Below are 26,143 nucleotides of genomic sequence, written 5' to 3'. Positions count from 1 at the left end.
TACCGATGCCAGGCACCGGTCCCCGCCCCTGTCCCGCCCTTGTCCCGCCGGCGGGACAGCCTCGACGACAGGACCTGCCGACCTGCATGCCACCCGTCACCGAGGCGGGCCGGCATTGCCCGCCCGCGCCCTTGCCCGCCGTTTCAGGGAGGTGTTAGCTTCGCCCTCGATAAATGCCGGGTCGAGCATTTCGCCAACCTGTCTGCATAAAAGGAAGCGTGTATGGCAAATACCTGGTGGGGAAGCCATCTGCTGAGCCGGGGCGGGGACGACGAGCTGTGGGCCATTTCCAGCTCACCGGTCACCCGGGAACAGTTGAGGACGACGGTCGCCGATCTCGGCACATATTTTCAGGACCAGGGAATCACGGAGGGAAGTTCGGTTCTTCTGCGGATGAAGCCGAGTTTCACCTATCTCTATGTCCTGCTGGCCCTGTGGAGCCGTGGCGCGCAGGTGGTCCTGGTCGACTTCCGGCTGCGGCCTGCCGAGTACGAGCCGCTGGCCGACCTCGTACGCCCGCAGTACCAGGTCGTCGCGACCGGAGCCGACGGCCCGGTGGCCGGATTCCGGCAGGAGTCCGACTTCACGATCCAGCGTCTGGCGAACGGCCGGCCGGCCCAAGAGGACGTCCGGCTGGTGCAGTTCAGCTCGGGCTCGACCGGCCGCCCCAAGGTGATCGGCAGGCCGGCCGGCTCCGTGCTGGCCGAACTCGACCGGCACAGCGCGCTCCCCGGCGTCCCAGGCAAGGGCGAGCGGCTGATGCTCCTCAACTCCGTCATGCACAACATGGGCCTGGTCAGCGGCGTGTTGCACGCCCTTGCATCCGGGTCGACCCTGGTCGTCCCGCCGACGCTCCGCCCGGCGGAGGTGGTGCGGCTGATGGCACGGGCCGAGGTGTCCGCCGTCTACGGCACCCCCGTCCACTACGACCTGCTGTCCCGGATCGAGGGACGGCCCGAACTGCCCGCGCTGCGCCTCGCGGTGTCGGGCGGCGAGCGGGTGCCGCAGGAGACCTACGAGCGGTTCGGGGCACACTTCGGCCTGCCGATCAGTCCGGTCTACGGCCTGACGGAGATCGGACTGATCGCGGGCGACCTGTCAGGCACCTCCGTACCACCGCAGTTGGGGCCCCCGGTGCCGGGGGCGGAGGTGAAGGTGGTCGGTGAGGAGCTGTTCGTCCGGATGGAGCACTCGCCGTATCTGTACGGCGCGCACGCCGACCGTTTCACGGACGGCTGGCTGCGGACCTTCGACCGTGTCCACCAGGACCCGGCGACCGGGGTGCTCAGCATGCTCGGCCGGTCCGACTCACTGGTCGTCGTCGGCGGCCTGAAGGTCGATCTCGCGGAGGTGGAGGCCGTGTTGCTGGGACACCCCCGGGTGACCGAGGCGGTGGTGACCCACGGAGAGGTCATAGAGGCGTTCGTGGGCGCCGCCCAGGCACCCACCGCGGACGAACCCACCACTGCCGATCCCACCACTGCCGATCCCACCGCGGACGACCTCACCGCGGACGAACTGACGGCCTGGTGCCGGGAGCGGCTGAGCCCGGTCAAGATCCCCAAGCGGTTCTTCGTCACGCGCCAACTGCCGCGGAACTCCATGGGAAAGCTGGTCCGCGACCGTGCGCTGGTGCACGGGCGCGTCACGTCGCAATCGTCGTCACAGACATAGGGGGACCGGTGATCTCGAAAGACGACATCAGAACGATCCTGACCGAGAGCACGGGGCTCGGAACCCCGGAGGAGCTGCCGGACGACGCCGAGCTGGTGATCGACTCGTTCACCCTGGTCGCCCTCCAGCACGGGCTGGAGGTACGGCACGGCGTGGTCATCGACCCGCAGTTCGAGGACATGGCGCTGTTCACGTCGATCAACGGCATCCACACGTACGTGGCGACGGTGCTGGCAGAGAAGTGACGCCCGGCCCCCGACAACCCCCCGCCTCGACCGTTTTGCCTAGGGAGCAATGATGAGCAACCCCTTCGAGAACCCCGACGGCACCTTCCTCGTGCTCGTCAACGACGAGGGCCAGCACTCGCTTTGGCCCGCCTTCGCCGAGGTGCCGGCGGGCTGGACCGTCGCGCTCGCCGCGACCGACCGCCAGAGCTGCCTCACGTACGTCGAGGAGCACTGGACCGACATGCGCCCGCTGAGCCTCGTACGCCGTTAGGAGACCGCCATGGACGACGCCGCTTTCGCACAACAACTCCTGCTGAGCGAGAAGGATCTGGAGGAGTCGTTCTACAGCGAGGAGCCGAGCGCCGCCTACGATCCCGTCTTCGTCTCCGGCGACGAGTCGGGGCAGGCCATCGTCGATCTGACGAACATGCTCACGCACGGCTCGCACCCCGAGTCGCGGCATCACGCCTCCGCGCTGTTCACGAACATCGTCGGTTCGGTGGTGTTCCACCACGTCGCCGAGTTCGGCAACGGCGCCTGCCGGCAGGTGTACCAGCAACTCGCCGACGCGGTGCGCGACTGCGCGCACTACCGGATGGGCCTGAACGACGGTGTGGAACTCGACATCACGCGAGTGGAACTCGGGCCCATCGACCTGGGGGACGGCGGCTTCGTCGTGCGCTGGGTGTCCACCGTCGACCACTTCCGTATCGAGACCGCGTGGGTGATCGTGCCGAAGGGCGACATCCTCAACTTCATCAACACCCGTATCCCGGACGAGGCCGAGATCCACCGGCTCGCCCGCATCGCCATCGACCGCATCGCCAACCTGACGGGTACGTCATGACGCCCACGGCATCCGCCGTCGACTTCAAGTCCGCACTGGAGTCGGTCGACCTGTGGCTGACCGACTACATAGCGGCGAGCCACCCGGAAATCGGCCGCACCGGACCGATATGCCCCTTCGTGTCCCCCTCCCGGAAGAACCGGACGATGGAAATCCGGTTACGCCTGGTCGGGCACACCCCGACCCTCGAACTGGTCGAGGAGATCGCGCGCGGCAGCCTGCGCGAGTACGAGCTGACGACCTGGCGCGGCCGGAACCCCATGCTGCAGGCCATGGTGATCGTCTTCCCCGACCTGCGCAGCGAGGACACCGGCCTGCTCGACCAGGCCCAGGCCCACGTGAAGGACGAATTCGTGGCGAAGGGCCTGATGATCGGCCAGTTCCACGAGAACTGCGACGTGACGGCGGCCCGCAACCCCGACTTCGTGGTGAGCAGGGCGCCGGTACCGGTCCTCGCGATCCGCTCCATCGCCCTGCACGACATCTTCTTCCTGTCCGAACGGCCGCACTGGTTCGAGAAGTACCGCGAGAAGTTCGGCAAGTTCTTCGGCCCGGACTCGACGCTGATGGACGCGCTCCTGAAGGAACGCTTCGAGGAGAGCGAGCGAGCATACGGCCACGCCCCGTAGCCGCCCCCCGCAGCCACCCACCCCCAGCAACCGGCCCGCCCCCGACACCCTCGCCGCACCTGCCACCACCGGGCCACCCGCTACACTGATGGCCGTGGCGCAGCCGATCCCGGCGGCGCTACGCCTTCGTAGCTCAGGGGATAGAGCACCGCTCTCCTAAAGCGGGTGTCGCAGGTTCGAATCCTGCCGGGGGCACCACGGCCGCGCGAGCGGCGAGCGGGACAAAGGCCCAGGTCAACCGGTACAGCACCGGGTGCCTGGGCCTCAGCTTTGGGGGCCGTTGCGAACGTGTGGCGGCTAGATCAGCATGCCTTCGAGCCGTTCGCGGATGTTGTCCTTGTGCGCCTCCGGGTCCGGGACCAGTTTCTCTCGGTGCCCGGGGTCCCTGGCCAGTACGTGGAGGCGTCCGCCGCTGCGGGCCAGTACCAGATCCCGGCTGCTGCCGGCGGTCTCGGCCGAGCCCTCCGCCGTGTATTCGGTGACGGTGATCAGCGCGGAGCGCTCTGCGGCGGCCAGTACTGCGTCGGTGTCCGCCGACTCGTCGCGGTCCGCCGACGAGCCTCGCGGCAGCCACTCGGTGAGCATGTCCAGGGCCTCGTCGAGCTTGTACAGCCCCATCTGGTGAACGCCGAGCGCGTCGATGCGGACCACGAGGCAGATGCGCTCGGGCTGGGGGAGCAACAGGATCCGCCACGGCTCACCGGGCCCCGACCCCGTCGTACGGGCGTCGAGCACCCTGCGGGCCCGCTGCTGGAACGCCACCGCGATGCCCAGGTCGCCCTGCACCTGGACCTGCTCGCCCGTGTCCCCCGCCAGCAGCAGTTGCCGGGCCGCCAGCGAGCGTACGGCCTCGGCGATCACGTCGTCCGACGGCCGGGCCTCCAGGAAGTCCACGATCGCGTCCACGGCGGTCAGCTCGGCGATGGTGTACGCGCCGAGCAGCACCGGGCCTGTGTCGACCAGGTCCACCACGGCCGTCACCAGCCCCTGAGGGGCGGTCGCCGCGCCGGGGTCCGTCGGTGACGCACCGGCGCCCGGCAGTACGCCAGGGGGGACATCGCGCTGATCGTCGTCGCTGCTCATGACGGCCCTCCCGGTTGCAGCAGTTCCACCACGGGCGGTACATGGCTCTCCCGCAGCACCTCGGCGGCGCTGCGCGAAGGGGTCTCGGTCACCCACACCTCGGAGTTGCCGAACAGCCCACGACCCGACCTGCCGGACAGCGACTGGCCCAGCTCGCCGGCCAGGTCCTCCCGGTCCGGGGGCGGGAAGTGGGCCGCCAGGTCCGTGGAGACGGCGGTCACGTCGTCGGCCTCCTCCACCCGGCGCAGCGCCTGCGTCAGTACCCGCGCGACCGGCGGTGTGAGGGACGTCGGAACGGCGAGGAACGGCGACAGGTACAGCGGGCGGCGTTCCGTCATCCGCGACAGCCCCCAGGGGCCGACGTTGCTGCGTGTGATCCGGTAGACCACGTAGTCCATGAGGTGGCGGAGGTCGTCCACACTGGGCAGCTTCTTCCCGCCGAAAGCGGCCGGTGTCTTCTCCAACTGCACCCAGGTCCCCTGCGCGGTGCGCCCGTGCAACTTCTCCCGCACCACGTCCCCGCGCATCCCGATGTCGGGGTAGCGCGTCTTGTCGATGTCGCGGTGGTGGCTCGACAGGCGCTCATGACTCACATCGGCGAACCGCCACTTGTCGTACAGCTCCGGCGCGTCCACCAGCACATGCCCGCCGCACAGCACGTCGTGCAACTGGGGCACCTGAAGCCCGTGCCCCTCCAGGTCCGAAAGGATCGCCGCTTCCTCGGGGCTGAGCTTGCGGGTGGCCGCGACGAGCCCCTTCCGGTACGCCCCCGACCGCGCCGTGATCTCGATCATCAGCCGGACCCGGGTACGCACCCGCTCGGCCCGCCGGTCGGTCGCAGTGTCCGAAGCTGCGCCGCCGGGCCGCCTGAGGTGGGTGACCGATGCCAGTGCGTGCTTTCGCTCCACCTCGCCAGTACAGCACGGCAGCCTGTGGCCCGCACCAGCTCAGCGCCGGAGCCCGCACCACCTCAGCGCCGCGCCCCGCACCTGCTCAGCGCCGCTCAGCGCCCTGGCCCGGGTGGATCAGGCATGGGTCCGGTGGGGGCTTTCGGGGGGAGGATGGGGGTTCAGCTCGTGGCGGGCTTTGGCTCGTGGGTAGAGGAGGACACCTTGTCCGACATCGGGTCTCAGGGCGACCAGATCGACACCAGCACCGCGCATTCCGCGCGCATCTACGACTACATCATCGGCGGCAAGGACTACTACCCCGTGGACAAGGAGGCGGGGGACGCCATGTCCCGCGAGTGGCCCGCCATGCCGATCCATATGCGGGCCAACAGAGACTTCATGCACCGGGCCGTGCGGTACCTCGCCGAAGAGGCCGGGGTCCGGCAGTTCCTCGACATCGGTACGGGGATCCCGACCTCGCCGAACGTCCATGAGACGGCCCAGGCGGCGGCGCCCGACTCGCGGGTCGTCTACGTGGACAGCGACCCGCTCGTCCTCACGCTCTCCCGGGACCTGCTCGCCAGTGACCCCGCAGGCAAGACCGCCTACGTCGAGGCGGACATGCGCGACCCCGCGGCGATCCTCGCCGCTCCCGAGCTGCGGGACACCCTCGACCTCAGCCGGCCGGTCGCGCTGATGGTCATCGCGATCGTGCACTTCGTCATGGACGAGGACGACGCGGTCGGCATCGTCCGCCGCCTGCTGGAGCCGCTGCCCAGCGGCAGCTACCTGGCGATGTCCATCGGCACCGCCGAGTTCGCGCCCGACGAGGTCGGCCGGGTCGCCCGCGAGTACGAGAAGCGCGGCATGCCGATGCGGCTGCGCACCATGGCCGAGGCGGAGGAGTTCTTCGCGGGGCTCGACCTGGTCGAGCCCGGCATCGCGCAGGTCCACAAGTGGCGGCCGGACGGGACGGTCACGGAGGAGATCAGGGACGAGGACATCGCGATGTACGGTGCGGTCGCCCGTAAGCCGTAAGTCCCTGTACGTCACTGCCGGAACGCTCAACGAGCGTTCCGGCAGTGGGCTGTTACGGGGGCGATCAGGCCGCCAGCGGCACCTCGGTGCCCGGGGTCGCTTCCTGGTACGCGTCAACGACCAGGTTGAGCTGGCGCTGCATGTACCAGATGTTCAGACCGAAGACGAACGCCAGGAACGTGCTCGCGGCGGGGCTGCACGTCACGGGCAGACCGGCCGCGCGCTGCGCGTTCGCTATCGCCTTTCCGGTGTTGTGGAAGGAGATCAGCGGAGCGATCAGGGTCCAGCCCAGGAAGATCAGGACGAGCAGGCTGCCCGCGGGGTTGAGCTTCTGGCGGCGGTCGAACTGCAGCAGCTCCTTGTGGATTTTGAAGTACCAGACGAACTGGTAGATCCCGAGAGTGACCAGCGGCAGCCCGATCCACACCGCGACAGACCCGCGACGCTTCATGGCCAGGCCGGTCAAGCGGCTCGCGATCGGGTTGTCACCGGCACTGGACGCGAGAGCGCCCCCGGCCGGGGCCGATTCGCTTCGGGTGGAGTCGACGGTGGGCTGGATGTCAGTCATGTGGTGTGTGCTCCATATTTGCCTGTACTGGCGTTAGCTGGAGCAGCGTGACAGGGAAGTAGTTGACTGATGGAGGTAGTTGCCGGTTCGTGATCTTTCGTCGCCCTACCGTGATCAGGAGTCCCCGCCTCCGGTGCGTACTCGGTTCGCGCCCGGCGCGCGGCTTCGGCTGCCACAATGCCTGGGTCGTGCGAGGGAGGGGTTTTGCGGTGATCGCGGAGACTGCGGCGTTACGGCTGGGTACGACCGTGGCGACGGCTGCGGGGAAGCTGTGGCTGGGCGGAAAGCAGCGGGAGCAGGAACGGCTGCTGTCCATGGAGGAGTTGATCCGGGTCCGGGTGTCCGGGGTACGGCTCCAGAGGGAAGTCAGGCAGCAGTTCGAGCAGATCACCAACGCGGTGTTCGACCGGCTGGAGCCGTTTCTGAAGCACGCCTTCCAGCGCCTGGATGAGGGTGGTCAACAGGCGGTGCTGAACGCCGTGTCCGACACGTTCGGCAAGGCGGACCTCTCGGACGAGGCGCTGCTCGCGGCGAATGCCCGTCCGGCGGAGCTCGTCCGCCACATCACCGACTCCGTGAGCGGGCCGGTGGGCCTGAGCGAGACCGAAACCCAACTATATGAGGTGCTGTTCGCCGAGTGCGTCGAATACTACGTACGCATCGTGCGAAGCCTGCCTGTCTTCGAGGAGCGAGCGGCCGGGGAACTGCTCCTGCGGACGGCCACGTTGGGCGCCGAGGTGGCGCGGATCCTGGAACGCCTGCCGGACCGCTCGCTGTTCGCGCCGGACGGCACCGACCAGGACACAGCGTTCCGCCGTAAGTACCTGGAGCTGGTCAGCAGGGACCTTGACGAAGTCGAGCTGTTCCGCCGTACGTCCGACCAGGCGACGCCACCCCGGGTACGGCTGTCCGTCGCGTACGTCAGCTTGCGAGCGACCGGCGACGACGGGAAGCGCCGGCGTGCGGCTCGGTCCCTGCCACAACTCCGACCGGACATGAGCAACTGGGAGGAGGGCGGTGGCGAAAGCTCAGGCATGCGGGTCGAGGGCGCGTTGAGAGGTGCCTCACGGGTCCTGCTGCGCGGTGAGGCAGGGTCGGGCAAGACAACGCTGTTGCGGTGGTTGGCGGTGATGGCGTCACGCGGGGCATTCACGGGCGAGCTGGCCGACTGGAACGGGTTCACCCCCCTCTTCATCAAGCTGCGCGACTACAGCGGCCGCACCCCGCCCAACCCGGAAGCGATGCTGGACGGGGTCGCCGGACCGATCACCGGGATCATGCCCAGGGGGTGGGTGGAGCGGCAGCTTGACGGCGGCAAGGCGCTGCTTCTGATCGACGGCGTGGACGAGTTGCTCGATCGGGAACGCCGGACGGTACGGGAATGGCTCCGCAAGCTGCTGGGCCAGTACGACAACGTACGAGTGGTCGTCACGTCGCGTCCCGCAGCAGCCAGTGCGGACTGGCTGCGCCGCGATGGTTTCACCGCCCTGCATCTGGACCGGATGACACCACCGGACCTGGCGGCCTTCGTACGGCAATGGCACCAGGTCGTACGGGAGGTGGGAGACGAGCTGCCCTGCCCGGTGGACGAGCTGCCGCAGTACGAACAGTCGCTGCTGACCAGTCTCAAGGACCGCGCGCATCTGCAATCGCTGGCGGGTACGCCGTTGCTGGCGGCCATGCTGTGTGCGATGCACCTGAATCGGGGCCGTCAACTGCCGCGCGACCGGATGGAGTTGTACCGCAACGCGCTGCACACGCTGGTTCACGACCGGGACGCGGACCGGAATGTGCCGAGCGCGGTCGACAGCAAGCTCAGCCTGGGTGACAAGTTGCTCCTACTGAGGGACCTCGCATGGCGGTTGTCGGACAACAACCGCACTGAGATCGACCTGGACAGGGCCGCGGGTTATGTCGCGACGAGGCTCAGGGCGATGCGCCATCTCGACGGCCTGGAGGGCGACGAAGTTCTGGAGCAGCTTCGGCACCGCTCCGGGGTCCTACGGTCCCCCGCCGAGGCACGCATAGATTTCGTGCACCGGACCTTCCAGGAGTACCTGGCCGCGCAGGAGGCGGCGGAGGAGGACCGCATCGGCAATCTGGTCGGCCGAGCACATCTGGATCTGTGGCGGGAAACGATCATCATGACGGCGGGCCACGCCAATACGCGACAGCGGGAGGAGCTGCTGGGCGGGATCCTCGACCGTGCGGAGGCCGAGCCCACCCACGCGAGGACGCTGCGGCTGCTGGCCGCGAGCTGTCGGGAGACGTTGCCTTCGGTGTCGGAAGGGCTTGCGGAGCGCCTGGACAGCGCGGTGAGCAAGCTGCTGCCTGCACGGCGGAAGACGGATCCGCCGGCGTTGGCGGCGGTGGGGCCGAGTCTGCTGCGCTGGCTGCCTCGTTCGTTGGAGCAGCTCACGGAGAAGGCCGCGATTGAGACGATCCGGACGGTGGCGCGGATCGGGGGGGAGGAGGCTCTGGAACTGCTGGCGGGTTATGTGGGCGAGGAGCGCTGGCACGTCATCGATGAACTCGTCGGCGCTTGGGGATACTTCGAGGCCGCAGCCTACGCCGACAATGTTCTGTCCCGACTACCGCTAGAGCGACGTGTGGTGCCACTCACACATTCGGGACAGATCCATGCGGCAAGTCGATTGCCCGGACTAACGCAGATCCAAATGGTATTCCCTGTACGGGAACTCGGGTTTCTCACCGATTTTCCACCCCTCCGGGGCGTGTGGATGAATGAAATCCTCGGAGAAGTAGACCTGTCAATTCTTCGCCAGCACCCCGATCTGCAGTACTTCACATTCTTCAGCGATCGACCGGCGAAAGGGATGTCGGTTCTTTTAGGCCTGACGGAGCTGAGGTCGCTGGGCCTTCGCTTTTCTGAAGAACTGGACCTAACCGACTTACGCCTACTCCCCCGATTGACAGGTCTCACTCTTGCCCGGTTCCACAAAAAAGACCTGAGCCCGCTCGCCACACTTAAGGGTTTGCGTCAACTGCATCTGATTGAGGGGAGCCAATGCCCGGTGACAGGTTTAGAAAATCTCACAGCAATGACCGATCTGGAAACTCTGGCACTCTACGGCTGCGACGCAAACGGTTGGCTGCTGGCACTCAAGAGCGCCCCGCCCTCTTTGCGTTCTTTATCTCTCACCGACTGCACTCTGCCCTCGGACCTTCTCGCCTTCGCCAAGCTGCGCAGCCTTGAACAGGTGACTCTCTTTGGCTGTCGTACCCCAGATGGTACGAGCATCACCGAACTGAAGATCCCAGGTGTGCAGACCGACGTCATCTGACAACTACCCGGGAATACGAATTCGGGCAGTATCGTTTGTCCGTTGATGGGTGATTCGACAGATCTTGAGGGCATACGCGCGCGGCTCGACGCCGAGCGTGCCAGTACCGCTGCCCAGATCGTCGCCCTCCAGCGTGAATACGACGGCATCGTCGAAGCCAACGCTCTCATCGCCGTCGACGACGAGCACGACCCCGAGGGGTCCAACACCGCCTTTGAGCGGGCGCATCTCGGGGCCATGTTGGGGCGGGCTCGGCAGCAGCTCGTGGATCTTGATCTGGCGCTTGAGCGGCTGGAGGCCGGCGCGTACGCGCGGTGTGAGGTGTGTGGGGGTGCCATTCCGCTGGAGCGGTTGGAGATCCTGCCCGCCGTGCGGACCTGTGTGGTGTGTGCCGGGCGGATTCGGTAGAAGTGGCCCACATATCCCGGCGTTAATTGGAACTGCCGACTGGGCAGGTCCCACCGATAGTTTCGTTCCACAGGCAACCGCCACACGCCAGGGGGAACGCGCCATGTCGATCCGGATCCTGCCGCCGCCCGGTGCGCCGCGTGTGCTCGCCGGGGCGCAGCTCAGCAACTCCGTCGGTGACGGCGCGTACTACGTCTGCTCCGCTCTCTACTTCGTGCGGGTCGTCGGCCTCTCCCCCACCCAGATCGGGCTCGGGCTGACCGTCGCCTGGGCCGTCGGGTCGGTCGCCGGGGTGCCGCTCGGGGCGTTGGCCGATCGGCGGGGGCCGCGTGGGACCGCTGTGCTGCTCGCTCTCGCTACCAGCGCGGCGGTCGCCTCGTTCCTGACCATCCGGTCGTTCTCGCTGTTCCTCGTCGCCGCCTGCGTGTACGCCGTCGCGCAGTGCGGACTCGCCGCCACCCGGCAGGCGTTGCTCGCGGGGCTGGTCGCGCCGGCTGACCGTACCGGCGTGCTGGCGCACCTTCAGTCGACCCTCAACGCCGGTCTGGCGCTGGGGGCCGCTGTCGGGGGGCTCGCGTTGAGTCGGGACACCGCCGGGGCGTATCTCGCGGTGTTCGCGATGGACGCGGTGAGCTTCCTCGTCTGTGCCGTTGTGCTGCTTCGGCTGCCAACTGTCGCCCCCGTTCCGGGTCGTGGCAGCGGTAAGCCGCGGCTCGCGGTGCTGCGGGACCGGCCGTACGCCGTCGTGACGCTGATCAACGCCGTGCTGTTGCTGCGGATGCCGCTGCTCAGCCTGGCGATCCCGCTGTGGATCGTGGAGCGTACGAACGCGCCGAGCTGGCTCGTCTCGGCGCTGTTCGTCCTCAACACCCTTGCCGTGATGGCCTTCCAGGTCCGCACCGCGCGTGCGGTGACGGGGCTGCGTACCGCGTCGCGTGCCGTGTGGCACTCCTCCGTCATCATGTTCGCCTCCTGCCTGGTCTTCGCCCTGTCGGCGGCCGGGCTGCCCGGCTGGGCGGCGGCAGCGGTCCTCGTCGTCGGCGCGACGCTGCAAGTCGTCGCCGAGATGCGGCAGTCGGCCGGGTCGTGGCAGATCAGCTTCGCGCTGGCACCGGCCCACCAAGTGGGCCAGTACCAGGGCTTCTTCGGTACGGGTGTGCCGGTGGCCCGCACCCTCGGCCCGCTGTTGCTGACCGCGCTGCTGGTGACCTGGGGCGTACCGGGGTGGCTGCTCCTCGGCGCGGTCTTCCTGGGCGCCGGGGCCGCGACCGGTCCGGCCGTACGGTGGGCGGAGCGCTCGCGTCCCGCCCAATCCCGTACCGGTTGCATCGGTCAGGACACCTGCGGCGCCGCCGTCCGCGCGTAGTGCTCCGCGATCTCGTCCGTCGTCGTCAGCCACACTCCCGTGTGGCTGACGACGTACTCCAGCGCCTGGTCGAGGTACTTGTGGCGGAACGGCTGGCCGATCACGAACGGGTGCAGGACCAGCGACATCACCCGGCCGCTCTCCGCCGACTCCTCGTAGAGCTGGTCGAACTGGTCTTTGACGATACGGACGAAGTCGGGCCCGCTCAGGGCCTTTCCGACGAACAAGCTGATGTCGTTGACCTCGATCGAGTACGGCACACTCAGCATGCCCGGCACGTTCAACCGGTACGGCTGGTCGTCGTTGGCCCAGTCCAGGACGTACTCCAGGCCGAGTTCGGCGAGCAGTTCCGGTGTCCGGAAGGTCTCCGTGAGCGCGGGGCCGAGCCAGCCGCGCGGCCGGTGGTGGGTGGCCTTCTCGATGGCGGCGATCACCTCGGCGAGATAGGCGCGTTCGTCGTCGGGCGTCATGTCGGCCTGGAAGACGGAGTTGTTCTTCCCGTGCGCGACCCAGGCCCAGTCGCGGTCCCTGCCCGCCCGGATGATCTGCGGATAGCGCTCGCCGACATCGGAGTTGAGCATCACACTCGCCCGTACCTGATGGCGGTCAAGGCTCTCGATCAGCCGCCAGATGCCGGCCCGGGGGCCGTAGTCGCGCCAGCCGTAGTTCAGCGGGTCGGGCGCCAGTCCGGCGGTGCCGGGGAAAATGCTCGTGGAGGGCCGATCGACTTGGTAGTGCTCGATGTTGAGCCCTACGTAGAAGGCGATCCGGGCGCCGCCCGGCCAGTGGATCGCGTCCCGTTCGGTGATCGGGCTGTAGTCGAAGAGCTGGTTGTCCATGGGTGCTCACCTCGTGTCCGTCTCGGTGGCCCCATGCTCGAACCCTCACACTGATGTGAAGGTCAAGCGGCCGGAGCCAGGGCAGTTGGGCCCTGGCTCCGGCCGCTCGGTCCGCTGTCCGCGATCCGCGATCCGCAGTCCGCGGTATGTGGTCCGCTGTCCGCGGTCTGCCTGCCGTCAGTGGCGGCGGGCCGCCTGACGACGGCGCGTGATCAGGAGTGCGGCACCACCCGCTGCGAGCAGGACGGCGGCGCCGCCCACGGTGATACCGACGTTGCTGCTGCCGGTCTCGGCCAGACCACCGGTGGGGCTCTCGGACGCGACCGCGTCCACGTCACCCGCGGGGCTCGCCGAGTTGCCTGCGGCCGGGCTCGACTCCGCACCGGAGACCGTCTCGGACGGCGCGGGGGCCGACGACGCCGGCGGGGCCGGTGTGGTGGAGGTCTCGTCCGTCGGGGTGTCCGACGGCGTGGACGTCACAGGGGCCGACGGGGACGCCGGGGTCGACGGAGGCGTGCTCGGTATGGTCTGCTCGGTGCAGTTCTTCGTCCCGCCGTTCCACGACGCGATCAGCTTGTCCAGGATGACGGCGTGCTGCGGGCCGACCGGCAGATCGCCGTGCTCGAAGCCGTCGTTGACACCCTTCTTGCCGTCGTACTTGACCGCACCGCGGTACAGGTCGACCTGCGCGAAGCAGCCGACGTCGGGCACCGCGATGTCGAGGGTGTCACCGCCGCCCGACTTCACCTTCACGGTGTCGAAGTCGTGGAAGACCTGGTTGCCCGAGGTCTCCCAGGTGCCGCCGTGGGTACGGTACGAGGCGAGCGAAGCCGTGCAGGACCCGGCGTCCTTCGCCGCCCGCACCTTCACGTGCACCTTGCCGTCCTCGGACGGCTTCAGGTTCAGGTCGTCGACCTGGACGGAACCCTTCCAGGTCTGGCCGTCGAGGGAGAACTCGCACAGGTCGGCCGGGGTCTTCACACCGGCGCCCTTACCCGGCTTGTATCCGGTCTGGTGGCCCTTGTTCCAGCCGTGGCCGCCGGGGCAGTCGCCCGCGTAGGCGGAGGTGGCCGCTGCGGTGGACAGGGCGAGGGCGGCAGCACCCACCCCGACAAAACGCCACAGGGTGACATGACGCGCTATGGGCATGCGAATCCAATCGTGACTTCACAACGCCCGACGAGTGTCCGCCGCACAGGAACCTTCTAGAGAAGGGCGTGCCGAGGCGGTATCGGGCTGATGGTCGATTACCACTCGGGACACAACGGCCTCGGTGGTATCAGCATCGTTGTGCCTGGCCCGGTGGACTGTCAACCTGGCCAGCGCAAAGACGCGTTGGCCGATCGCGGTGGGTGAGGGCGGACGGGCGCCGCGATTTCGGGCTTCGGTGTGTTCGCCCGTCGCGACGATCCCGGGCCGCGGGGCATTAGGGTGCGGTGGTGGCCTCGTACAGCATCGGCCGGGCGGCAGGACTGCTCGGTGTCAGTTCGGAGACCGTCCGCCGGTGGGCCGACGGCGGTCAGCTCCTCATGGAGCGGGACGGTGCGGGCAACCGGACGATCGACGGCGCGAGCCTCGCGTCGTTCGCCAAGGACCGTGCGGCGGGCGTGCGTCCGGTGCCGGACGAGGTGGCTACGTCGGTCCGTAACTCGTTCTCCGGGATTGTGACCGGCGTCATTGTCGACGACGTGGTGGCGCAGGTGGAGATCCAGTCGGGGCCGCACCGGGTGGTGTCACTGGTGACGCGCGAAGCCGTCGACGAACTGGAGATCGCGGTGGGTGTGCTGGTCACCGCGCGGGTGAAGTCCACGAACGTGTATGTCGATCTGCCCTGAGCTGCCTCCGCCTCCCCCTTGCCGCTCCCCTCGTCGCGCTCGTCACTTCCCCGGGCGGCAGAGCAGAGCCGCCCGCAGGTCCAGCTTGTGGTCGAGGCGGGAAAGGTCGCGCCCGGTCAGGAACTCGACGCGCTGGACGCGGTAGTGGACGGTGTTGACGTGCAGATGCATGGCCTCCGCCGTACGCGCCCACGACGCGTTGTGCGCGAGGAAAGCCTCCAGTGTCTCCAGCAGCACCCGGTACGACGCGCGGCTGTCGTCGGCGAGCGGACCCAGCGTCCGCGCGCTGAAGACGGCGCGTACGTCGGCGGGGATGCCGGCGAGCAGGGCGTCCAGGCTGGTGAGGTCCGCCATGGTGACCAGCCTCGCGGTGGCTGATGCAGCGCCCGCAACGACTTCGGCTGACGGCCGCTTCAGCCGCGCCGCCGACAGCGCGTACCGCGCCTGCACCAGGCTGCCGTGCAGGTCCGCCGCCGTGGCCGCGGGATCACCGACGCCCGCGTACAGCGCGAGTCGCGGGGCGCACGCCTGGAGTACGGGCCACACGTCGGCCAGCCGCCGCACCGGGTCGGGTTCCCCGGCCCCCGCCCCGGCCCCGGCCCCCGCCCCCGCCCCGGCCACCGGCTCGTGCAGCACCGCAGCCGTCCCACCGTCCGGTAGGTGGCCGACGGCGAACTGTACGCCGGGCAGGTGCCGCAGCGCCTCGGTGAGTGCGGCCGCCGCGTCGTCCGGGCGCTGACCCGCCATGGCGCTGATCACCCGGTACGGTCCCTGCTCCGGCAGCCCGCACGCGCGCAGCGCCGCCGATAGTGACTCACCGTCAGTTTCGTTATCTGCTGCGGGAGTTGAGGCTACGATAGTCAGCAGATCCGTCGCGTCCCGCCCCGCCTCAAGTCCCTGCCGGTACCGCGCGACCACGTCGGCTATCCCGTACAGCACACGCGGCGGCACCTGGTCCGCACCGCCCGGCAGATGCAGGTACCAGGCGTCGTACGCCGACGACTCCACGTCGACCCGCAGCCCCGCCCTCGCCCCGGCCGTCGAAGGCGGTGCGGCTGTCGCCGCGCTCGCGGCGGCGGCGACCGTACGGCCCGTCGCCGACACGACGTAGCAGGCCGGGCCGCCCAAGTGCGCGAGGGCCTGGTCGAGCAGGGCGTCGAGGGGCGCGGACGCCGCGAGCAGGCGGTTCAGCTCGGTGCGTACGTTCCCCGGCAGCGCGTAATGATCGTCCTGGCGGCGGCTGAGGTCTCCCCACTGCCGCAGATACACCGCGTCCGTGATCGCGCGGAAACTGGTGTGCGCGGGGACGGCCAGCAGCGCGAGCCCGTGTGTGCGGCAGGACTCGACGAGCGCGTCGGGGACGGCGCCGTGGGTCTCCTCCCCGGCGAGCAGCGCGGGCGCGCCCGCGGTCCGCAGTGCGGTGACGAAGCGGTCGGCCTTCGCGCGGCTGTCGCCGTCCTGCCACCACACGAGACCGCTCAGCACGATCTCCCCCTGCTGGAGGAAGCGGGAGGGGTCGGCGAGGTCGGTCGCTGTCACACCGCTGATCTCCCGGGCGAGCATGTCGTCCTCCGCCCAGAGGACGGCGAGGTCGAGGGCTTCGAGCTGGAGGAGATCGGTGACGTGCATGCGGGTGCTCCTAGGGCGACTGCCGGTCGCTGAGCCGCCCGGCACCTCACATTCACGAGGAGGATGCGAGTTAATGCATCGTAAATGCCAGCGACTCGGGATGGTGACTCTCTTGGTTGATCCTCCAACGATGAGCGAGGACCCTCATGTTTTTCCGTGCCCCGCGCCGGTGTCGCCGCCCGCCACGGCGTTGCTTCACTGACGGGCATGGATCTGAACACCGTGCTTGAGGTACGGGACGCGCGTCACCGCGTGCCGTGGCAGCCGGGCGATGCCTGGCTGGCCGGCGGCACCTACCTGTTCTCCGAGCCCCAGCCGCATCTGCGGCGCCTGATCGATCTGAGCCGGCTGGGCTGGGAGCCGCTGCGGGAGCTGCCGGACGGATCCCTGGAGATCGCGGCGACGTGCACGATCGCGCAGTTGTCGCGGTTCGCGCGGAACTGGCACCCGACCTTGTCCCCGCCGGCCGCCCCGCTCTTCGAGCAGTGCTGCCGTGCCTTTCTCGCCTCGTTCAAGATCTGGAACATGGCCACCGTCGGCGGGAATCTCTGCAATGCCCTGCCCGCAGGTCCCATGATCTCGCTCACCGCCGCGCTCGACGGCGTCTGCCTCCTCCAGGCGCAGGACGGCTCCCTGCGCACCACGCCGGTCGCCGACTTCGTCACCGGAGCGGGACGCAAGGACCTGGCCGAGGGCGAGTTGCTGCGCTCGGTCACCCTGCCGGCCGCCGCGCTGGCCTCGCGTACGGCGTTCCGCCAGGCGTCCTTGTACGGGCTCGGCCGCTCCGGCGCGCTCGTCATCGGCACGCTCGACCCCCGGGACGGCTCGCTGACGGTGACGGTCACGGCGGCGACCGTACGGCCGTACCGGTTCTGGTTCCCGCTGCCGCCACGGGCCGGGGAGTTGCGCGCGGCGATCGAGGAGGCCGTCGGGGATGTCGGTACGGGCGGCGGTGACAGCGGTGAGGTCGGGGACAGCGACTGGTTCGACGACATCCATGGACTGCCGTCCTGGCGACGGCACATGACGTTGCGGCTGGCGGAGGAAGTACGTGCCGAACTGATCACGCGCAGCGGCGGGAGCGGTCTCTGATGGGCTTTCACATCAACGTCAACGAGCAGCCCTTCGACGCCGAGCCGCGCCCCGGCCAGTGTCTGCGCACGTATCTGCGCGAGCGCGGCTGGTTCGGGGTGAAGAAGGGCTGTGACGCGGGCGACTGCGGCGCCTGCACCGTGCATGTGGACGGTGAGCCGGTGCATAGCTGCCTCTACCCGGCCGTACGGGCCGAAGGGCGCGCGGTGACGACGGTCGAGGGGCTGGCATCGAAGGGCGGCGAACTCCACCCCGTACAGCAGCGGTTCCTCGACGCGCAGGGTTTCCAGTGCGGGTTCTGCACGGCGGGGTTCCTGATGACGACCGCCGCGCTCGACGCGGAGCAGCTCACCGACCTGCCGCGCGCGTTCAAGGGCAACTTGTGCCGCTGCACGGGCTATCGGGCGATCGAGGACGCCGTACGCGGGGTCCGGCACGCCGAGGCGCCGGAGGCCGGGCAGGCCGTGGGGCGCAATCTGCCCGCACCCGCCGGGCCGCAGGTCGTCACGGGCACCGCCCGCTACACCTTCGACGTCGACATCCCCGGCCTGCTGCACATGAAGCTGCTGCGCTCACCGCACGCGCACGCCCGCATCGTCGCGATCGACGCCTCGGCCGCCTTGCGGGTCAAGGGAGTTGAGGCGGTCTTCACGCACGAAGACGCTCCGGAGCGGCTGTACTCGACCGCCCGCCACGAGCATCCCGAGGACGACCCGGACGACACCCGGCTGCTGGACGACACCGTGCGGTACGTGGGCCAGCGCGTCGCCGCCGTCGTCGCGGACAGCGAGGCGGCGGCGGAGGAGGGGTGCCGGCGGATCGAGGTCACGTACGAGGTGCTGCCCGCCGTGCTCGACCCGGAGGAGGCGATGCGTCCCGGCGCGCCGGTCGTGCACGCCAAGGACGCGGCCACGGCCCGGATCTCGCGCCCGCAGAACAACGTGGTGGGTGAGGTGCACGGTGAAGTCGGCGATGTGGCGGCCGGGTTCGCCGAGGCCGACGTCGTGTACGAGGAGACGTTCCGCACCCAGCGCGTGCAGCACGCCAGCCTGGAGACGCACGGTGCCGTGGCCTGGTTCGAGGAGCTGGCGGAGGGTGGCGGCGAGCGGCTGACCGTACGCTCCAGCACCCAGACGCCGTTCCTGACCCGGCGCGCGCTGTGTGCGCTGTTCGATCTGCCCGAGGAGAAGGTGCGGGTGGTCGCCGGCCGGGTGGGCGGCGGCTTCGGCGGGAAGCAGGAGATGCTGGTCGAGGACATCGTCGCGCTGGCGGCGCTGCGGACCAAGCGGCCGGTGAAGCTGGAGTACACCCGCGCGGAGCAGTTCTACGGCGCCACCACCCGGCATCCGTTCACGGTCCGGGTGAAGGCGGGGGCGCGGGCCGACGGTGTGCTGACGGCCCTTCAGATCCGGGTGGTCTCCAACACCGGGGCGTACGGGAACCACGGGCCGGCCGTGATGTTCCACGCCTGCGGCGAGTCCCTGTCCGTCTACCGCTGCCCGAACAAGAAGGCCGACGGCTACTCCATCTATACGCACGCGGTGCCCGCGGGCGCGTTCCGGGGCTACGGTCTCGGCCAGGTCGTCTTCGCGATGGAGTCCGTACTGGACGAACTGGCCCGGAAGTTGGACCTGGATCCGCTCACGCTGCGCGAGCAGAACATCATCGGTCCTGGCGAGCCCATGGTCACACCGGGCGGCGAGGAGGAGGACCTGCACCTCGCGAGTTACGGCCTCGACCAGTGCCTGGGGATCGTACGGCGGGCGCGGGCTGAGCCCGTGCCGCAGGACGAACCGGGCCTGGAAGGGTGGCTGGTGGGTGAGGGCTCGGCGCTGTCGATGATCGCGACGGGGCCGCCGGGCGGCCATATCGCGCACGCGCAGGTGGCGTTGCGCGCCGACGGCACCTTCGATCTCGCGGTGGGTACGGCGGAGTTCGGCAACGGCACCACGACCGTGCACCGGCAGATCGCGGCGGGCGAACTGTCCACCACGGCGGACCGGATCACCGTCCGCCAGTCGGACACCGATGTCGTACGACACGACACGGGCGCGTTCGCCTCGACGGGCACGGTGGTGGCGGGCAAGGCGACGCTGCGCGCGTCACAGGAACTGGCCGTGCGGCTCGTCGACTTCGCCGCGGAAGTGCTGGGAGTCGAGCGCGCGGACTGCCGGCTGGTGGAGGAGGCGGTGGAGGTGCCGGGGCGGCGCCTGCTGCTCAAGGAGCTGTACACGGCCGCGGAGTCGGCGGGCCGGGAGCTGGCCGCGGACGGGCACTTCGGCGGGACACCGCGCTCGGTGGCCTTCAACGCGCAGTGGTTCCGGGTCGCCGTGGACCCGGGTACGGGGCAGATCCGCATCCTGCGCAGTGTGCACGCGGCCGACGCGGGCAAGGTCATGAACCCGATGCAGTGCAGGGGCCAGGTCGAGGGCGGTGTGGCGCAGGCGCTGGGGGCCACGCTCTTCGAGAACGTACGGCTCGACGCGCGCGGCGAGGTGAGCACGGCGGCTTTCCGCCGCTACCGGCTGCCGGCCTTCGCCGACGTACCGCGCACGGAGGTCCACTTCATGGAAACGGCGGACGCGATCGGGCCGTTGGGCGCGAAGTCGATGAGCGAGAGCCCGTTCAACCCGGTCGCCCCGGCGCTGGCGAACGCGCTGCGGGACGCGACGGGGGTGCGCTTCACTGAACTCCCGCTCACGAGCGACCGGGTGTGGCTGGCGCTGGAGGAGGCGGCGCTGGAGCGGGCCGGTATCCCTACCACTGGTAGGGAAGGTACTTCCCGTCGAGGGTGATGACGACGCGGTCGCCTGCCGGGTCGGGGACGCGCTTGACGTCGAGCCGGAAGTTGATGGCGCTCATGATGCCGTCGCCGCACTGCTCGTGGATCAGCTCCTTGATGGTCGGCCCGTAGACCTGGACGACCTCGTAGAGCCGGTAGATGGTCGGATCGACGGGGACGGCCGCGTCGAGTGCGCCACGCGTGGGCTGAAGTTGGAAGGCGACCGCGACGTCCTTGTCGAGTTCGAGCAGCTCCGCCGCCGCCTCGGCCACCTCCTTGGGCATCGGATGCTGCCCGAGCAACGCGGCGGTGGTCCACGCAAGCGGCCGCCCCACGCCTTCGGCGAGCTGAGCCCAGGTGATCCCGGTCCGCACCTTGGCGGCGCGAACGGCTTCGGCGGCTTCTTGCTTGGTGAGCATGGCGCCCTCTTTCCGTAGCGGAGTAGCGGAGTAGCGGTACAGGTGGAGCGGTGTATGCACTTCGGGTTTCATGGATTGTGCATACAGCATACCGCCGTGATCGGTCAGCCGACGGACTTGAACTCGACCTTGCCCGCGCTCATTCGGAAGTTCCCGTTGGAGTAGAGGAGCGGGCGCGCCTCGACATGATTCCCGCTGTACCGCTCGACGTGCCGGATGTCGATGCGGCCGGGTGTGGTGAAGTCGATCAGCGCGATGGCGACCCAGTAGGAGAGGTTGCGGTTGTTGAACAGGGGAGCCGTGACCGTGGACCCGCGCCCGTCGGTCACCACCGCCCGCGCACCGTACGACGCGAATGACCCGGTGCCGTTCTCGACCGCGCTGTAGGCGCAGATGAGAACGTAACCCTGGGTGTCGGGACGGCGGATGGTGATCGTCTCTTTGCCTGGTGTCTGGGCGTCGCCGTCCAGGGCGATGTACGGCGAGGCCGTGGCGGACCCCAAGTCCCGGTAGTACACGGCCTCTTCCGACTTGTTGGGCTTGGTGCCCCGTGGCGTGACGGCCTGTTGGGGGACGAAGAGCGCGTACAGATCGAGGTCGGCCCCCGCCTGCCGGCGTCGCGCACTGCCACCGTCCCATTCGAGCGTGGCGGTGACCACGACGGTGGAGTCGCCCTTGCGCATGCTGATGCTGGCCTGGCCCCCCTTGGTGAGCAGGACCTTGCCGAGGGGACGGCCGCTGCCTGCCTGAGTGGCGGGCCTGGAGGGTGCGGGGACAGGGACCGGGGTGGGGTCGTCCACGACGATGCCGAAATCCTCTGCCAGACCTGCGAGTCCGGTGTCCCAGCCCTGCCCGACCGCCCGGATCTTCCACGCCCCGGCGCGACGGTAGATCTCGACCAGGACGGCAACGGTCTCCCGGTCGGCGAGCGGCGGCGGTACGAACGCCATCCGCGTACCACCGCAGTCGATCACGGCGGTGGGGGTACTGCGGGAGTCGAAGTACGGGACGGTCAACTCCGGATCGATGCTCGCCACGACGGCGATCCGGTCGACGGAGGCCGGCAGCGCCGCGAGGTCGACGGCGATGGTCTGGCCGCGGAGGGCGACGCCGTCCTGGGAGCGGTGGTTGTAGAACACCAGGTCGTCATCGGCCCGCACCTTGCCGTCCGGGGCCAGCAGCACGGCCGAGACGTCGATCCCCGTCGTCGGGGCCTGGAGGGTGACTTCGCAGGTCAGCGCAGGCAGGGGCGCGTTGCCACCCTTGGCAAGGTTCGTGATCATTCAAGCCTCCCGTGATGTCCCCACATGATGGAGGGTCAGGTCGGGCGGATGCCCGGCAAATAGGGATACCGGTACGAACAGGCGGACGCCGCGAACCGAGAGGCCAGGCGACCGCAGGGCCGCCCCTGAGCTTTGAGTGTCGCGGCTCCGGTCCGGGCATCAAGGGCGCTCCTACGTCGCGTCGGCTACGCCGATTCCGCTGCGCTCCACCCTTGACCCCCGAACCTCCACCGCAAGTGCTTCTTTGAGGGGGGGGCGGCCCGGGGGCACCACGGACCAGACCGCCCGTCGTGACGGCTGCTTGCCCGGGTGCGGGTGCCACGCGGCAGTTGCATGGGGCGACTCGGCCCGTCTCGGCGCCCACCCCCACCGGGTAGCGGTTGCGACTCATGCCCCGCTGGTCACTGTTGGGTGGGGGCAGGCCGGGAGAATGCCCTGGTGACGGGTGGTTGGGCCGGTGGGTGGGACGGGTGTGACTGGAGTGACGAGGGATAGCTCCTGGGGCGGCTCTTGGGCGCCTTTTGCGTGGGTGGTTGCGTTAAGCGCGCCGTAGGGCGCACCCGGCTGATGGAGCGACCCCGGCGGCGGGGCGGGTGTGACGGGAGAGACGCGGGATAGCTTGTGGGGCGGCCGTCGGGCGCCTTATGCGTCGGGCGTTGCGTTAGGGGCGCTGTAGAGGGCACCCAGCCCACGAATGGGCCTGACGACGGGGCGGAAGTGGAGACTCGGCCGGGCCTGTTGCGCGGGCGGCTACTCGCAGCCCCTTTCGGCTGCCCCCTGGGCACACAGGCCACACCCGCCCCACCGCTCGGACACTCCACCGGCCTGATGCCCCCCGACGCGCGCTTAACGCAACCACCCACGCAAAAGGCACCAGATGGCCGCCCCAGGAGCCATCCCCCGCCACCCCAGTCACACCCGTCCCACCCACCGGGTGCCCCCACCGGCCTAATGCGCCCTGCGGCGCGCTTAACGCAACCCCCCACGCAAAAGGCCCGGGACCGACGCCCCACGACCATCCCCCGTCACCCCAGTCACACCCACCCCACCCACTCGCAGTGACCAGCGGGGCATGAGACTCAGCCGCTACCCGGCGGGGGCGGACGCCGAGACGGCCCGAGTCGCCCCATGCAACCGGTGCGCGGCACCCGCACCCGGCCAAGCACCCGCCACCGCGAACCCAGCCCGCCCGTGGTCCCCCCGGCCGCCCCCCCCCAAAAAGAGGTACTTGCGGTGGAGGTTCGGGGGTCAAGGGTGGGCGCAGCCCATCGCGAAGCGACGCGACGCAGGAGCGCCCTTGACGCCCGGACCGCAACCGCGACACTCAAACCCCAGGGGGCGGCCCCACGGGCGGCTAATCTTTCCGGCCCACCCAACCCCCGGCCCATGCGCACTCACCCGCACCCGGCCACCCCCAGTGACCAGCGGGGCATGAGTCGCAACCACTACCCGGTGGGGGTGGACGCCGAGACGGGCCGAGTCGCCCCACACAACCGCCGCGCGGCACCCGCACCCGGCCGAGCAGCCGTCACCGCGATCCCAGCTTGCCCGTGGTCCCCCCGGCCGCCCCCCCCAAAAAAGAGGTACTTGCGGTGGAGGTTCGGGGGTCAAGGGTGGGCGCAGCCCATCGCGGAGCGACGCGACGCAGGAGCGCCCTTGACGCCCGGACCGGAGCCGCGACACTGAAACCTCAGGGGGCGGCCCTACGGGCGGCTAATCTTTCCGGCCCACCCAACCCCCGGCCCATGCGCACTCACCCGCACCCCGCCAAGCACCCGCCACCACGCACCCCCGCACCCCCGCACCCCCCGCGCAACCGCCCCGCCCCAGCGGGCTCACGCGTCGGTGGCGGTGGGGGTGACCAGTTGGCGGGCGTAGTTCGCCATCGATCTTTGGTAGCGCGGGAGGTGGGGGGCCAGGGCTGTTACCGCGATGGCCACCGCCTCGCGCTCGCGGCCCACGTCCGTCAGGGCCAGCGCCAGGACCGCGCTGATCGCGTCGCTCAAGTGGTCCTCGCCCGCGGCCTGCTCCTTCGTCAGCAGCTCGATGGTCCTCTCCGGACGGCCCAGGCTCCGCAGCGAGCTGGCCATTTGGATCACCGCGCGTCGGCGCCGCTCCCCCGGCAGCTCCCCCTTCAGCGCCTCCTCGTACAGCGGCACCGCTCGGTCGGTGTGGCCCGTCGAGTCCAGGGCGGCGGCCCGCTCGAACGAGGCCACCGGGTCACCGGCGGGCAGTTCGCCGACGAGTTTGTCCATCGCCGCCAGGAACTCCTCCTCCGGCATCGTGTCCATGGAGGCCCACAACTCCCCGTTCCGCTGTTCCCACTGCTGATCCATCACTGTTCCCCTCGTCGGTCGGATCCCGCACCGGCCATCCTGCTGACGCCGCCGCACTCCACGCCACCGATTTGCCCCCCACGCGCAGTGACCAGCGGGGCATGAGTCCCGGCCGATACCCGGCCGGGGTGGACGCTCAGCCGGACCGGAGCCGCGACACTCGAACCTCAGGGGCGGCCCTGCGGTCGCCCCCCCTCCCGGCCCGCACCACCCCCGGCACATGCTCCTCGCATAGCCGGATCGCATACTCAACCCCGTTCCGCGCCCCCTTAAACGTGTCCTCCGACACGTTCACGCAGCCGCCTTCGGGCGCGCTCACTGATCGTTAGTTGGCGTTACCGGTCGTTCCCAGATCCCTTCGGGATCGTTTCGTGGTCGTTTGGCGATTGTGGCTGAGTCGACAAAACGCCAAGAAGGCACATGAACGGTCGATAGTCAGACATGCACGTGGTGTAACCGGTTCCGTAAGCGACCCTCAAACGACCCCAGGGCGCTGCTGCAACGAAAGCGTTTGCTCGTCACTGTGGAGTGTCACCCCCACCGGCCATGCGCAAATCGCTTCGTGAACCTAGCTCAGGCACGCTGACTGATGACCCGCAAGAGAGGGCTGTTAGAAGAATGAGCGGCTACTTCACCACAGAGAGCCATGAACGTCTGAGGAATCAGGTCAGAACTTTCGCCGAAGCCGAGGTACGGCCCCGGATCCCCGAGATGGAAGCGTCACGGGCCGTCCAGTACGAACTTTCCCGTCTCATCGCCCGGCAGGGGTGGCTCGGCGTCACGATCGACGGTACGTACGGCGGCATGGGGGCCGGCCATCTGTCGAAGACGATCATCATCGAGGAACTGGCCCGCGTCAGCGGCGCCATGGGCGCCATGGTCCAGGCGTCCCAGCTCGGTGTCGCCAAGATCATCCACTTCGGCAGCGACACCCAGAAGAAGGCCTGGCTGCCCGAGATCGCGGCCGGCGACTGCCTGCCCACCATCGCCGTCACCGAGGCCGGTTCGGGCGGGCACGTCCTCGGTATGGAGGCGACGGCCCACCGCGACGGTGACGACTACATCCTCAACGGCCGCAAGGTGTTCGTCGGCAATTCGCACGTCGGCGATCTGCACGGGGTCGTCGTACGGACAGGACCCGGCAGCAAGGGGCTCTCGGCCTTCCTGGTGGAGTCCGACCGGCCCGGCTTCTCGCTCGCCCCGCACCGCCCCGCGATGGGCCTGCACGGCTTCTCGTTCGGCGAGCTGATCTTCGACAACTGCCGCGTCCCGGCGGCGAATCTGCTGGGCAACGAGGGGGACGGGCTGCCCGTCGCGTACTCGTCCAGCATCCTCTACGGGCGGGCGAATCTGACCGCGGTCTCCCTCGGTATCCACCGGGCGATCGTCGAGGAGACCGTCAAGTTCGTCACGAGCCGTCAGCGCTACGGCGCCGCGCTCGCCGAACTGCCCACCATCAAGCAGAAGTTGGGACAGATGCAGTCCCGGCTGATGACCGCGAAGCTCACCGCGTACCACGCGGTGCATCTGCTGGATCAAGGTCTGCCCTGTGACGCCGAGTTGATGAACGCCAAGCTCATCAACGTCGAGTCGGCGATGGATTCGGCGCGCGCCGCCATGGAGATCCACGCCGGGATCGGCCTGTCGACGGACCGGCCGATCGAGCGCTACACCCGCGACGCGTTCCATATCTTCGCGCCGGCGGGCACCTCCGACGTCCAGCTCATCCGGCTCGCCGAAGTGGCGATGGGCACCTCGAAGGGTGCCTGGTCACAGCGGCTGGCAGCCGTTCCCGTGGCGGCCGAAGCCCTCCGCTGAGCGGCCGCGGTCGCGACCGCGGCCGCGTACCGGGAGCACGCCCCCAACCGATGACCGGCCGACGACGCCCGGTCA

The 26,143-nt window shown here is 69.2% G+C and carries 22 protein-coding genes and 1 tRNA gene; 14 read left to right on the top strand and 9 right to left on the bottom strand.

Features of this window, described 5'->3' with window-relative positions; all coding sequences use genetic code 11:
• The first annotated feature begins 222 nt into the window (after window positions 1–222).
• The 6 genes from ACZ63I_RS03895 (at window position 223) to ACZ63I_RS03870 (ending at window position 3,575) form a co-directional block, all read left to right on the top strand.
• Window positions 223–1,674, top strand: a complete 1,452-nt coding sequence (locus ACZ63I_RS03895) for a class I adenylate-forming enzyme family protein (RefSeq protein WP_469335025.1) — start codon at window positions 223–225, stop codon at window positions 1,672–1,674.
• A gap of 8 nt (window positions 1,675–1,682) precedes the next feature.
• The gene (locus tag ACZ63I_RS03890; protein ID WP_469335023.1) at window positions 1,683–1,919 is read left to right on the top strand and encodes a hypothetical protein; all 237 of its coding nucleotides are present in this window, start codon (window positions 1,683–1,685) and stop codon (window positions 1,917–1,919) included.
• A 52-nt stretch (window positions 1,920–1,971) separates the two neighbouring features.
• Entirely contained in the window at window positions 1,972–2,172 is a 201-nt protein-coding gene (locus tag ACZ63I_RS03885) for an MbtH family protein (RefSeq protein ID WP_469335021.1), read from the top strand.
• 9 nt (window positions 2,173–2,181) lie between these two features.
• Window positions 2,182–2,748, top strand: coding sequence for a hypothetical protein (locus ACZ63I_RS03880; RefSeq protein WP_469335019.1), 567 nt, complete (start codon window positions 2,182–2,184; stop codon window positions 2,746–2,748).
• Window positions 2,745–3,377, top strand: coding sequence for a DUF6875 domain-containing protein (locus ACZ63I_RS03875; protein WP_469335017.1), 633 nt, complete (start codon window positions 2,745–2,747; stop codon window positions 3,375–3,377). Before ACZ63I_RS03880 ends, ACZ63I_RS03875 begins: the two co-directional genes overlap by 4 nt.
• A gap of 122 nt (window positions 3,378–3,499) precedes the next feature.
• Window positions 3,500–3,575, top strand: a tRNA-Arg gene (locus tag ACZ63I_RS03870).
• Window positions 3,576–3,674: 99 nt separating this feature from the next.
• Here ACZ63I_RS03870 and ACZ63I_RS03865 read toward each other — a convergent pair.
• Together ACZ63I_RS03865 and ACZ63I_RS03860 are read right to left on the bottom strand one after the other, a co-directional pair.
• On the bottom strand, window positions 3,675–4,460 hold the full coding sequence (locus ACZ63I_RS03865; protein ID WP_469335016.1) for a hypothetical protein: 786 nt from the start codon (window positions 4,458–4,460) through the stop codon (window positions 3,675–3,677).
• Complete coding sequence (locus ACZ63I_RS03860) at window positions 4,457–5,368, bottom strand: hypothetical protein (RefSeq protein WP_469335014.1); 912 nt, start codon at window positions 5,366–5,368, stop codon at window positions 4,457–4,459. Before ACZ63I_RS03860 ends, ACZ63I_RS03865 begins: the two co-directional genes overlap by 4 nt.
• 204 nt (window positions 5,369–5,572) lie before the next feature.
• Between ACZ63I_RS03860 and ACZ63I_RS03855 the strand changes: the two genes are divergently transcribed.
• Window positions 5,573–6,388 (top strand): SAM-dependent methyltransferase, encoded by an 816-nt coding sequence (locus ACZ63I_RS03855; protein ID WP_469335012.1) that lies wholly within the window; start codon window positions 5,573–5,575, stop codon window positions 6,386–6,388.
• 64 nt (window positions 6,389–6,452) lie between these two features.
• On the opposite strand, the gene ACZ63I_RS03850 is transcribed toward ACZ63I_RS03855, so the two are convergent.
• Complete coding sequence (locus ACZ63I_RS03850) at window positions 6,453–6,956, bottom strand: DUF4234 domain-containing protein (protein WP_469335011.1); 504 nt, start codon at window positions 6,954–6,956, stop codon at window positions 6,453–6,455.
• A gap of 209 nt (window positions 6,957–7,165) precedes the next feature.
• On the opposite strand from ACZ63I_RS03850, the gene ACZ63I_RS03845 reads away from it, so the two are divergent.
• The 3 genes from ACZ63I_RS03845 to ACZ63I_RS03835 all read left to right on the top strand — a co-directional run bounded on the left by ACZ63I_RS03845 (window position 7,166) and on the right by ACZ63I_RS03835 (window position 12,035).
• Window positions 7,166–10,261, top strand: coding sequence for an NACHT domain-containing protein (locus ACZ63I_RS03845; protein ID WP_469335009.1), 3,096 nt, complete (start codon window positions 7,166–7,168; stop codon window positions 10,259–10,261).
• 45 nt (window positions 10,262–10,306) lie between these two features.
• Complete coding sequence (locus ACZ63I_RS03840; RefSeq protein WP_469335007.1) at window positions 10,307–10,669, top strand: TraR/DksA family transcriptional regulator; 363 nt, start codon at window positions 10,307–10,309, stop codon at window positions 10,667–10,669.
• 103 nt (window positions 10,670–10,772) lie between these two features.
• Window positions 10,773–12,035 carry an MFS transporter gene (locus ACZ63I_RS03835; protein WP_469335005.1) on the top strand — a complete coding sequence of 421 codons (1,263 nt, stop codon included), beginning with the start codon at window positions 10,773–10,775 and terminating at the stop codon, window positions 12,033–12,035.
• Here the strand turns inward: ACZ63I_RS03835 and ACZ63I_RS03830 are convergent.
• Window positions 12,002–12,874, bottom strand: a complete 873-nt coding sequence (locus tag ACZ63I_RS03830; protein ID WP_469335003.1) for a polysaccharide deacetylase family protein — start codon at window positions 12,872–12,874, stop codon at window positions 12,002–12,004. The genes ACZ63I_RS03835 and ACZ63I_RS03830 overlap by 34 nt on opposite strands.
• 177 nt (window positions 12,875–13,051) lie before the next feature.
• Window positions 13,052–14,023 (bottom strand): LPXTG cell wall anchor domain-containing protein, encoded by a 972-nt coding sequence (locus tag ACZ63I_RS03825; RefSeq protein WP_469335001.1) that lies wholly within the window; start codon window positions 14,021–14,023, stop codon window positions 13,052–13,054.
• A gap of 290 nt (window positions 14,024–14,313) precedes the next feature.
• Here ACZ63I_RS03825 and ACZ63I_RS03820 point away from each other — a divergent pair, with 290 nt between their 5' ends.
• A complete protein-coding gene (locus tag ACZ63I_RS03820) occupies window positions 14,314–14,709 on the top strand; it encodes a TOBE domain-containing protein (protein WP_469334999.1) in 396 nt (131 codons plus the stop codon).
• Window positions 14,710–14,751: 42 nt separating this feature from the next.
• Here the strand turns inward: ACZ63I_RS03820 and ACZ63I_RS03815 are convergent, their stop codons facing one another.
• Window positions 14,752–16,338, bottom strand: a complete 1,587-nt coding sequence (locus ACZ63I_RS03815) for a PucR family transcriptional regulator (RefSeq protein WP_469334997.1) — start codon at window positions 16,336–16,338, stop codon at window positions 14,752–14,754.
• Window positions 16,339–16,545: 207 nt separating this feature from the next.
• Here ACZ63I_RS03815 and ACZ63I_RS03810 point away from each other — a divergent pair, with 207 nt between their 5' ends.
• Window positions 16,546–17,430, top strand: coding sequence for an FAD binding domain-containing protein (locus ACZ63I_RS03810; protein ID WP_469334996.1), 885 nt, complete (start codon window positions 16,546–16,548; stop codon window positions 17,428–17,430).
• Window positions 17,430–20,225: a molybdopterin-dependent oxidoreductase gene (locus tag ACZ63I_RS03805; protein ID WP_469334994.1), complete on the top strand. Its 2,796-nt coding sequence runs from the start codon at window positions 17,430–17,432 to the stop codon at window positions 20,223–20,225. The genes ACZ63I_RS03810 and ACZ63I_RS03805 overlap by 1 nt, the downstream gene beginning before the upstream one ends.
• Here the strand turns inward: ACZ63I_RS03805 and cynS are convergent.
• From cynS to ACZ63I_RS03790, 3 genes are all read right to left on the bottom strand, one after another.
• Window positions 20,188–20,631, bottom strand: coding sequence for a cyanase (gene cynS, locus ACZ63I_RS03800; protein ID WP_469334992.1), 444 nt, complete (start codon window positions 20,629–20,631; stop codon window positions 20,188–20,190). The genes ACZ63I_RS03805 and cynS overlap by 38 nt on opposite strands.
• 104 nt (window positions 20,632–20,735) lie before the next feature.
• Window positions 20,736–21,914 carry a TerD family protein gene (locus tag ACZ63I_RS03795; RefSeq protein ID WP_469334990.1) on the bottom strand — a complete coding sequence of 393 codons (1,179 nt, stop codon included), beginning with the start codon at window positions 21,912–21,914 and terminating at the stop codon, window positions 20,736–20,738.
• Between the two features lie 1,835 nt (window positions 21,915–23,749).
• Complete coding sequence (locus ACZ63I_RS03790) at window positions 23,750–24,250, bottom strand: tetratricopeptide repeat protein (RefSeq protein ID WP_469334988.1); 501 nt, start codon at window positions 24,248–24,250, stop codon at window positions 23,750–23,752.
• 618 nt (window positions 24,251–24,868) lie between these two features.
• Here ACZ63I_RS03790 and ACZ63I_RS03785 point away from each other — a divergent pair.
• Window positions 24,869–26,068 (top strand): acyl-CoA dehydrogenase family protein, encoded by a 1,200-nt coding sequence (locus ACZ63I_RS03785; protein WP_469334986.1) that lies wholly within the window; start codon window positions 24,869–24,871, stop codon window positions 26,066–26,068.
• Window positions 26,069–26,143 lie beyond the last annotated feature (75 nt).

This window comes from Streptomyces sp. NPDC087906 (genome assembly GCF_055584925.1).
The sequence above is the reverse complement of the archived record's forward strand: the minus strand, read 5'-3'. Positions and strand labels throughout refer to the sequence as shown.

Coding starts and splice junctions, on each gene's coding strand:
- ACZ63I_RS03895 (WP_469335025.1), top strand. CDS start 223: ATGGCAAATACCTGGTGGGGAAGCCATCTGCTGAGCCGGGGCGGGGAC.
- ACZ63I_RS03885 (WP_469335021.1), top strand. CDS start 1,972: ATGAGCAACCCCTTCGAGAACCCCGACGGCACCTTCCTCGTGCTCGTC.
- ACZ63I_RS03880 (WP_469335019.1), top strand. CDS start 2,182: ATGGACGACGCCGCTTTCGCACAACAACTCCTGCTGAGCGAGAAGGAT.
- ACZ63I_RS03875 (WP_469335017.1), top strand. CDS start 2,745: ATGACGCCCACGGCATCCGCCGTCGACTTCAAGTCCGCACTGGAGTCG.
- ACZ63I_RS03865 (WP_469335016.1), bottom strand. CDS start 4,460: ATGAGCAGCGACGACGATCAGCGCGATGTCCCCCCTGGCGTACTGCCG.
- ACZ63I_RS03850 (WP_469335011.1), bottom strand. CDS start 6,956: ATGACTGACATCCAGCCCACCGTCGACTCCACCCGAAGCGAATCGGCC.
- ACZ63I_RS03840 (WP_469335007.1), top strand. CDS start 10,307: ATGGGTGATTCGACAGATCTTGAGGGCATACGCGCGCGGCTCGACGCC.
- ACZ63I_RS03835 (WP_469335005.1), top strand. CDS start 10,773: ATGTCGATCCGGATCCTGCCGCCGCCCGGTGCGCCGCGTGTGCTCGCC.
- ACZ63I_RS03830 (WP_469335003.1), bottom strand. CDS start 12,874: ATGGACAACCAGCTCTTCGACTACAGCCCGATCACCGAACGGGACGCG.
- ACZ63I_RS03825 (WP_469335001.1), bottom strand. CDS start 14,023: ATGCCCATAGCGCGTCATGTCACCCTGTGGCGTTTTGTCGGGGTGGGT.
- ACZ63I_RS03815 (WP_469334997.1), bottom strand. CDS start 16,338: ATGCACGTCACCGATCTCCTCCAGCTCGAAGCCCTCGACCTCGCCGTC.
- ACZ63I_RS03810 (WP_469334996.1), top strand. CDS start 16,546: ATGGATCTGAACACCGTGCTTGAGGTACGGGACGCGCGTCACCGCGTG.
- ACZ63I_RS03805 (WP_469334994.1), top strand. CDS start 17,430: ATGGGCTTTCACATCAACGTCAACGAGCAGCCCTTCGACGCCGAGCCG.
- cynS (WP_469334992.1), bottom strand. CDS start 20,631: ATGCTCACCAAGCAAGAAGCCGCCGAAGCCGTTCGCGCCGCCAAGGTG.
- ACZ63I_RS03795 (WP_469334990.1), bottom strand. CDS start 21,914: ATGATCACGAACCTTGCCAAGGGTGGCAACGCGCCCCTGCCTGCGCTG.
- ACZ63I_RS03790 (WP_469334988.1), bottom strand. CDS start 24,250: ATGGATCAGCAGTGGGAACAGCGGAACGGGGAGTTGTGGGCCTCCATG.
- ACZ63I_RS03785 (WP_469334986.1), top strand. CDS start 24,869: ATGAGCGGCTACTTCACCACAGAGAGCCATGAACGTCTGAGGAATCAG.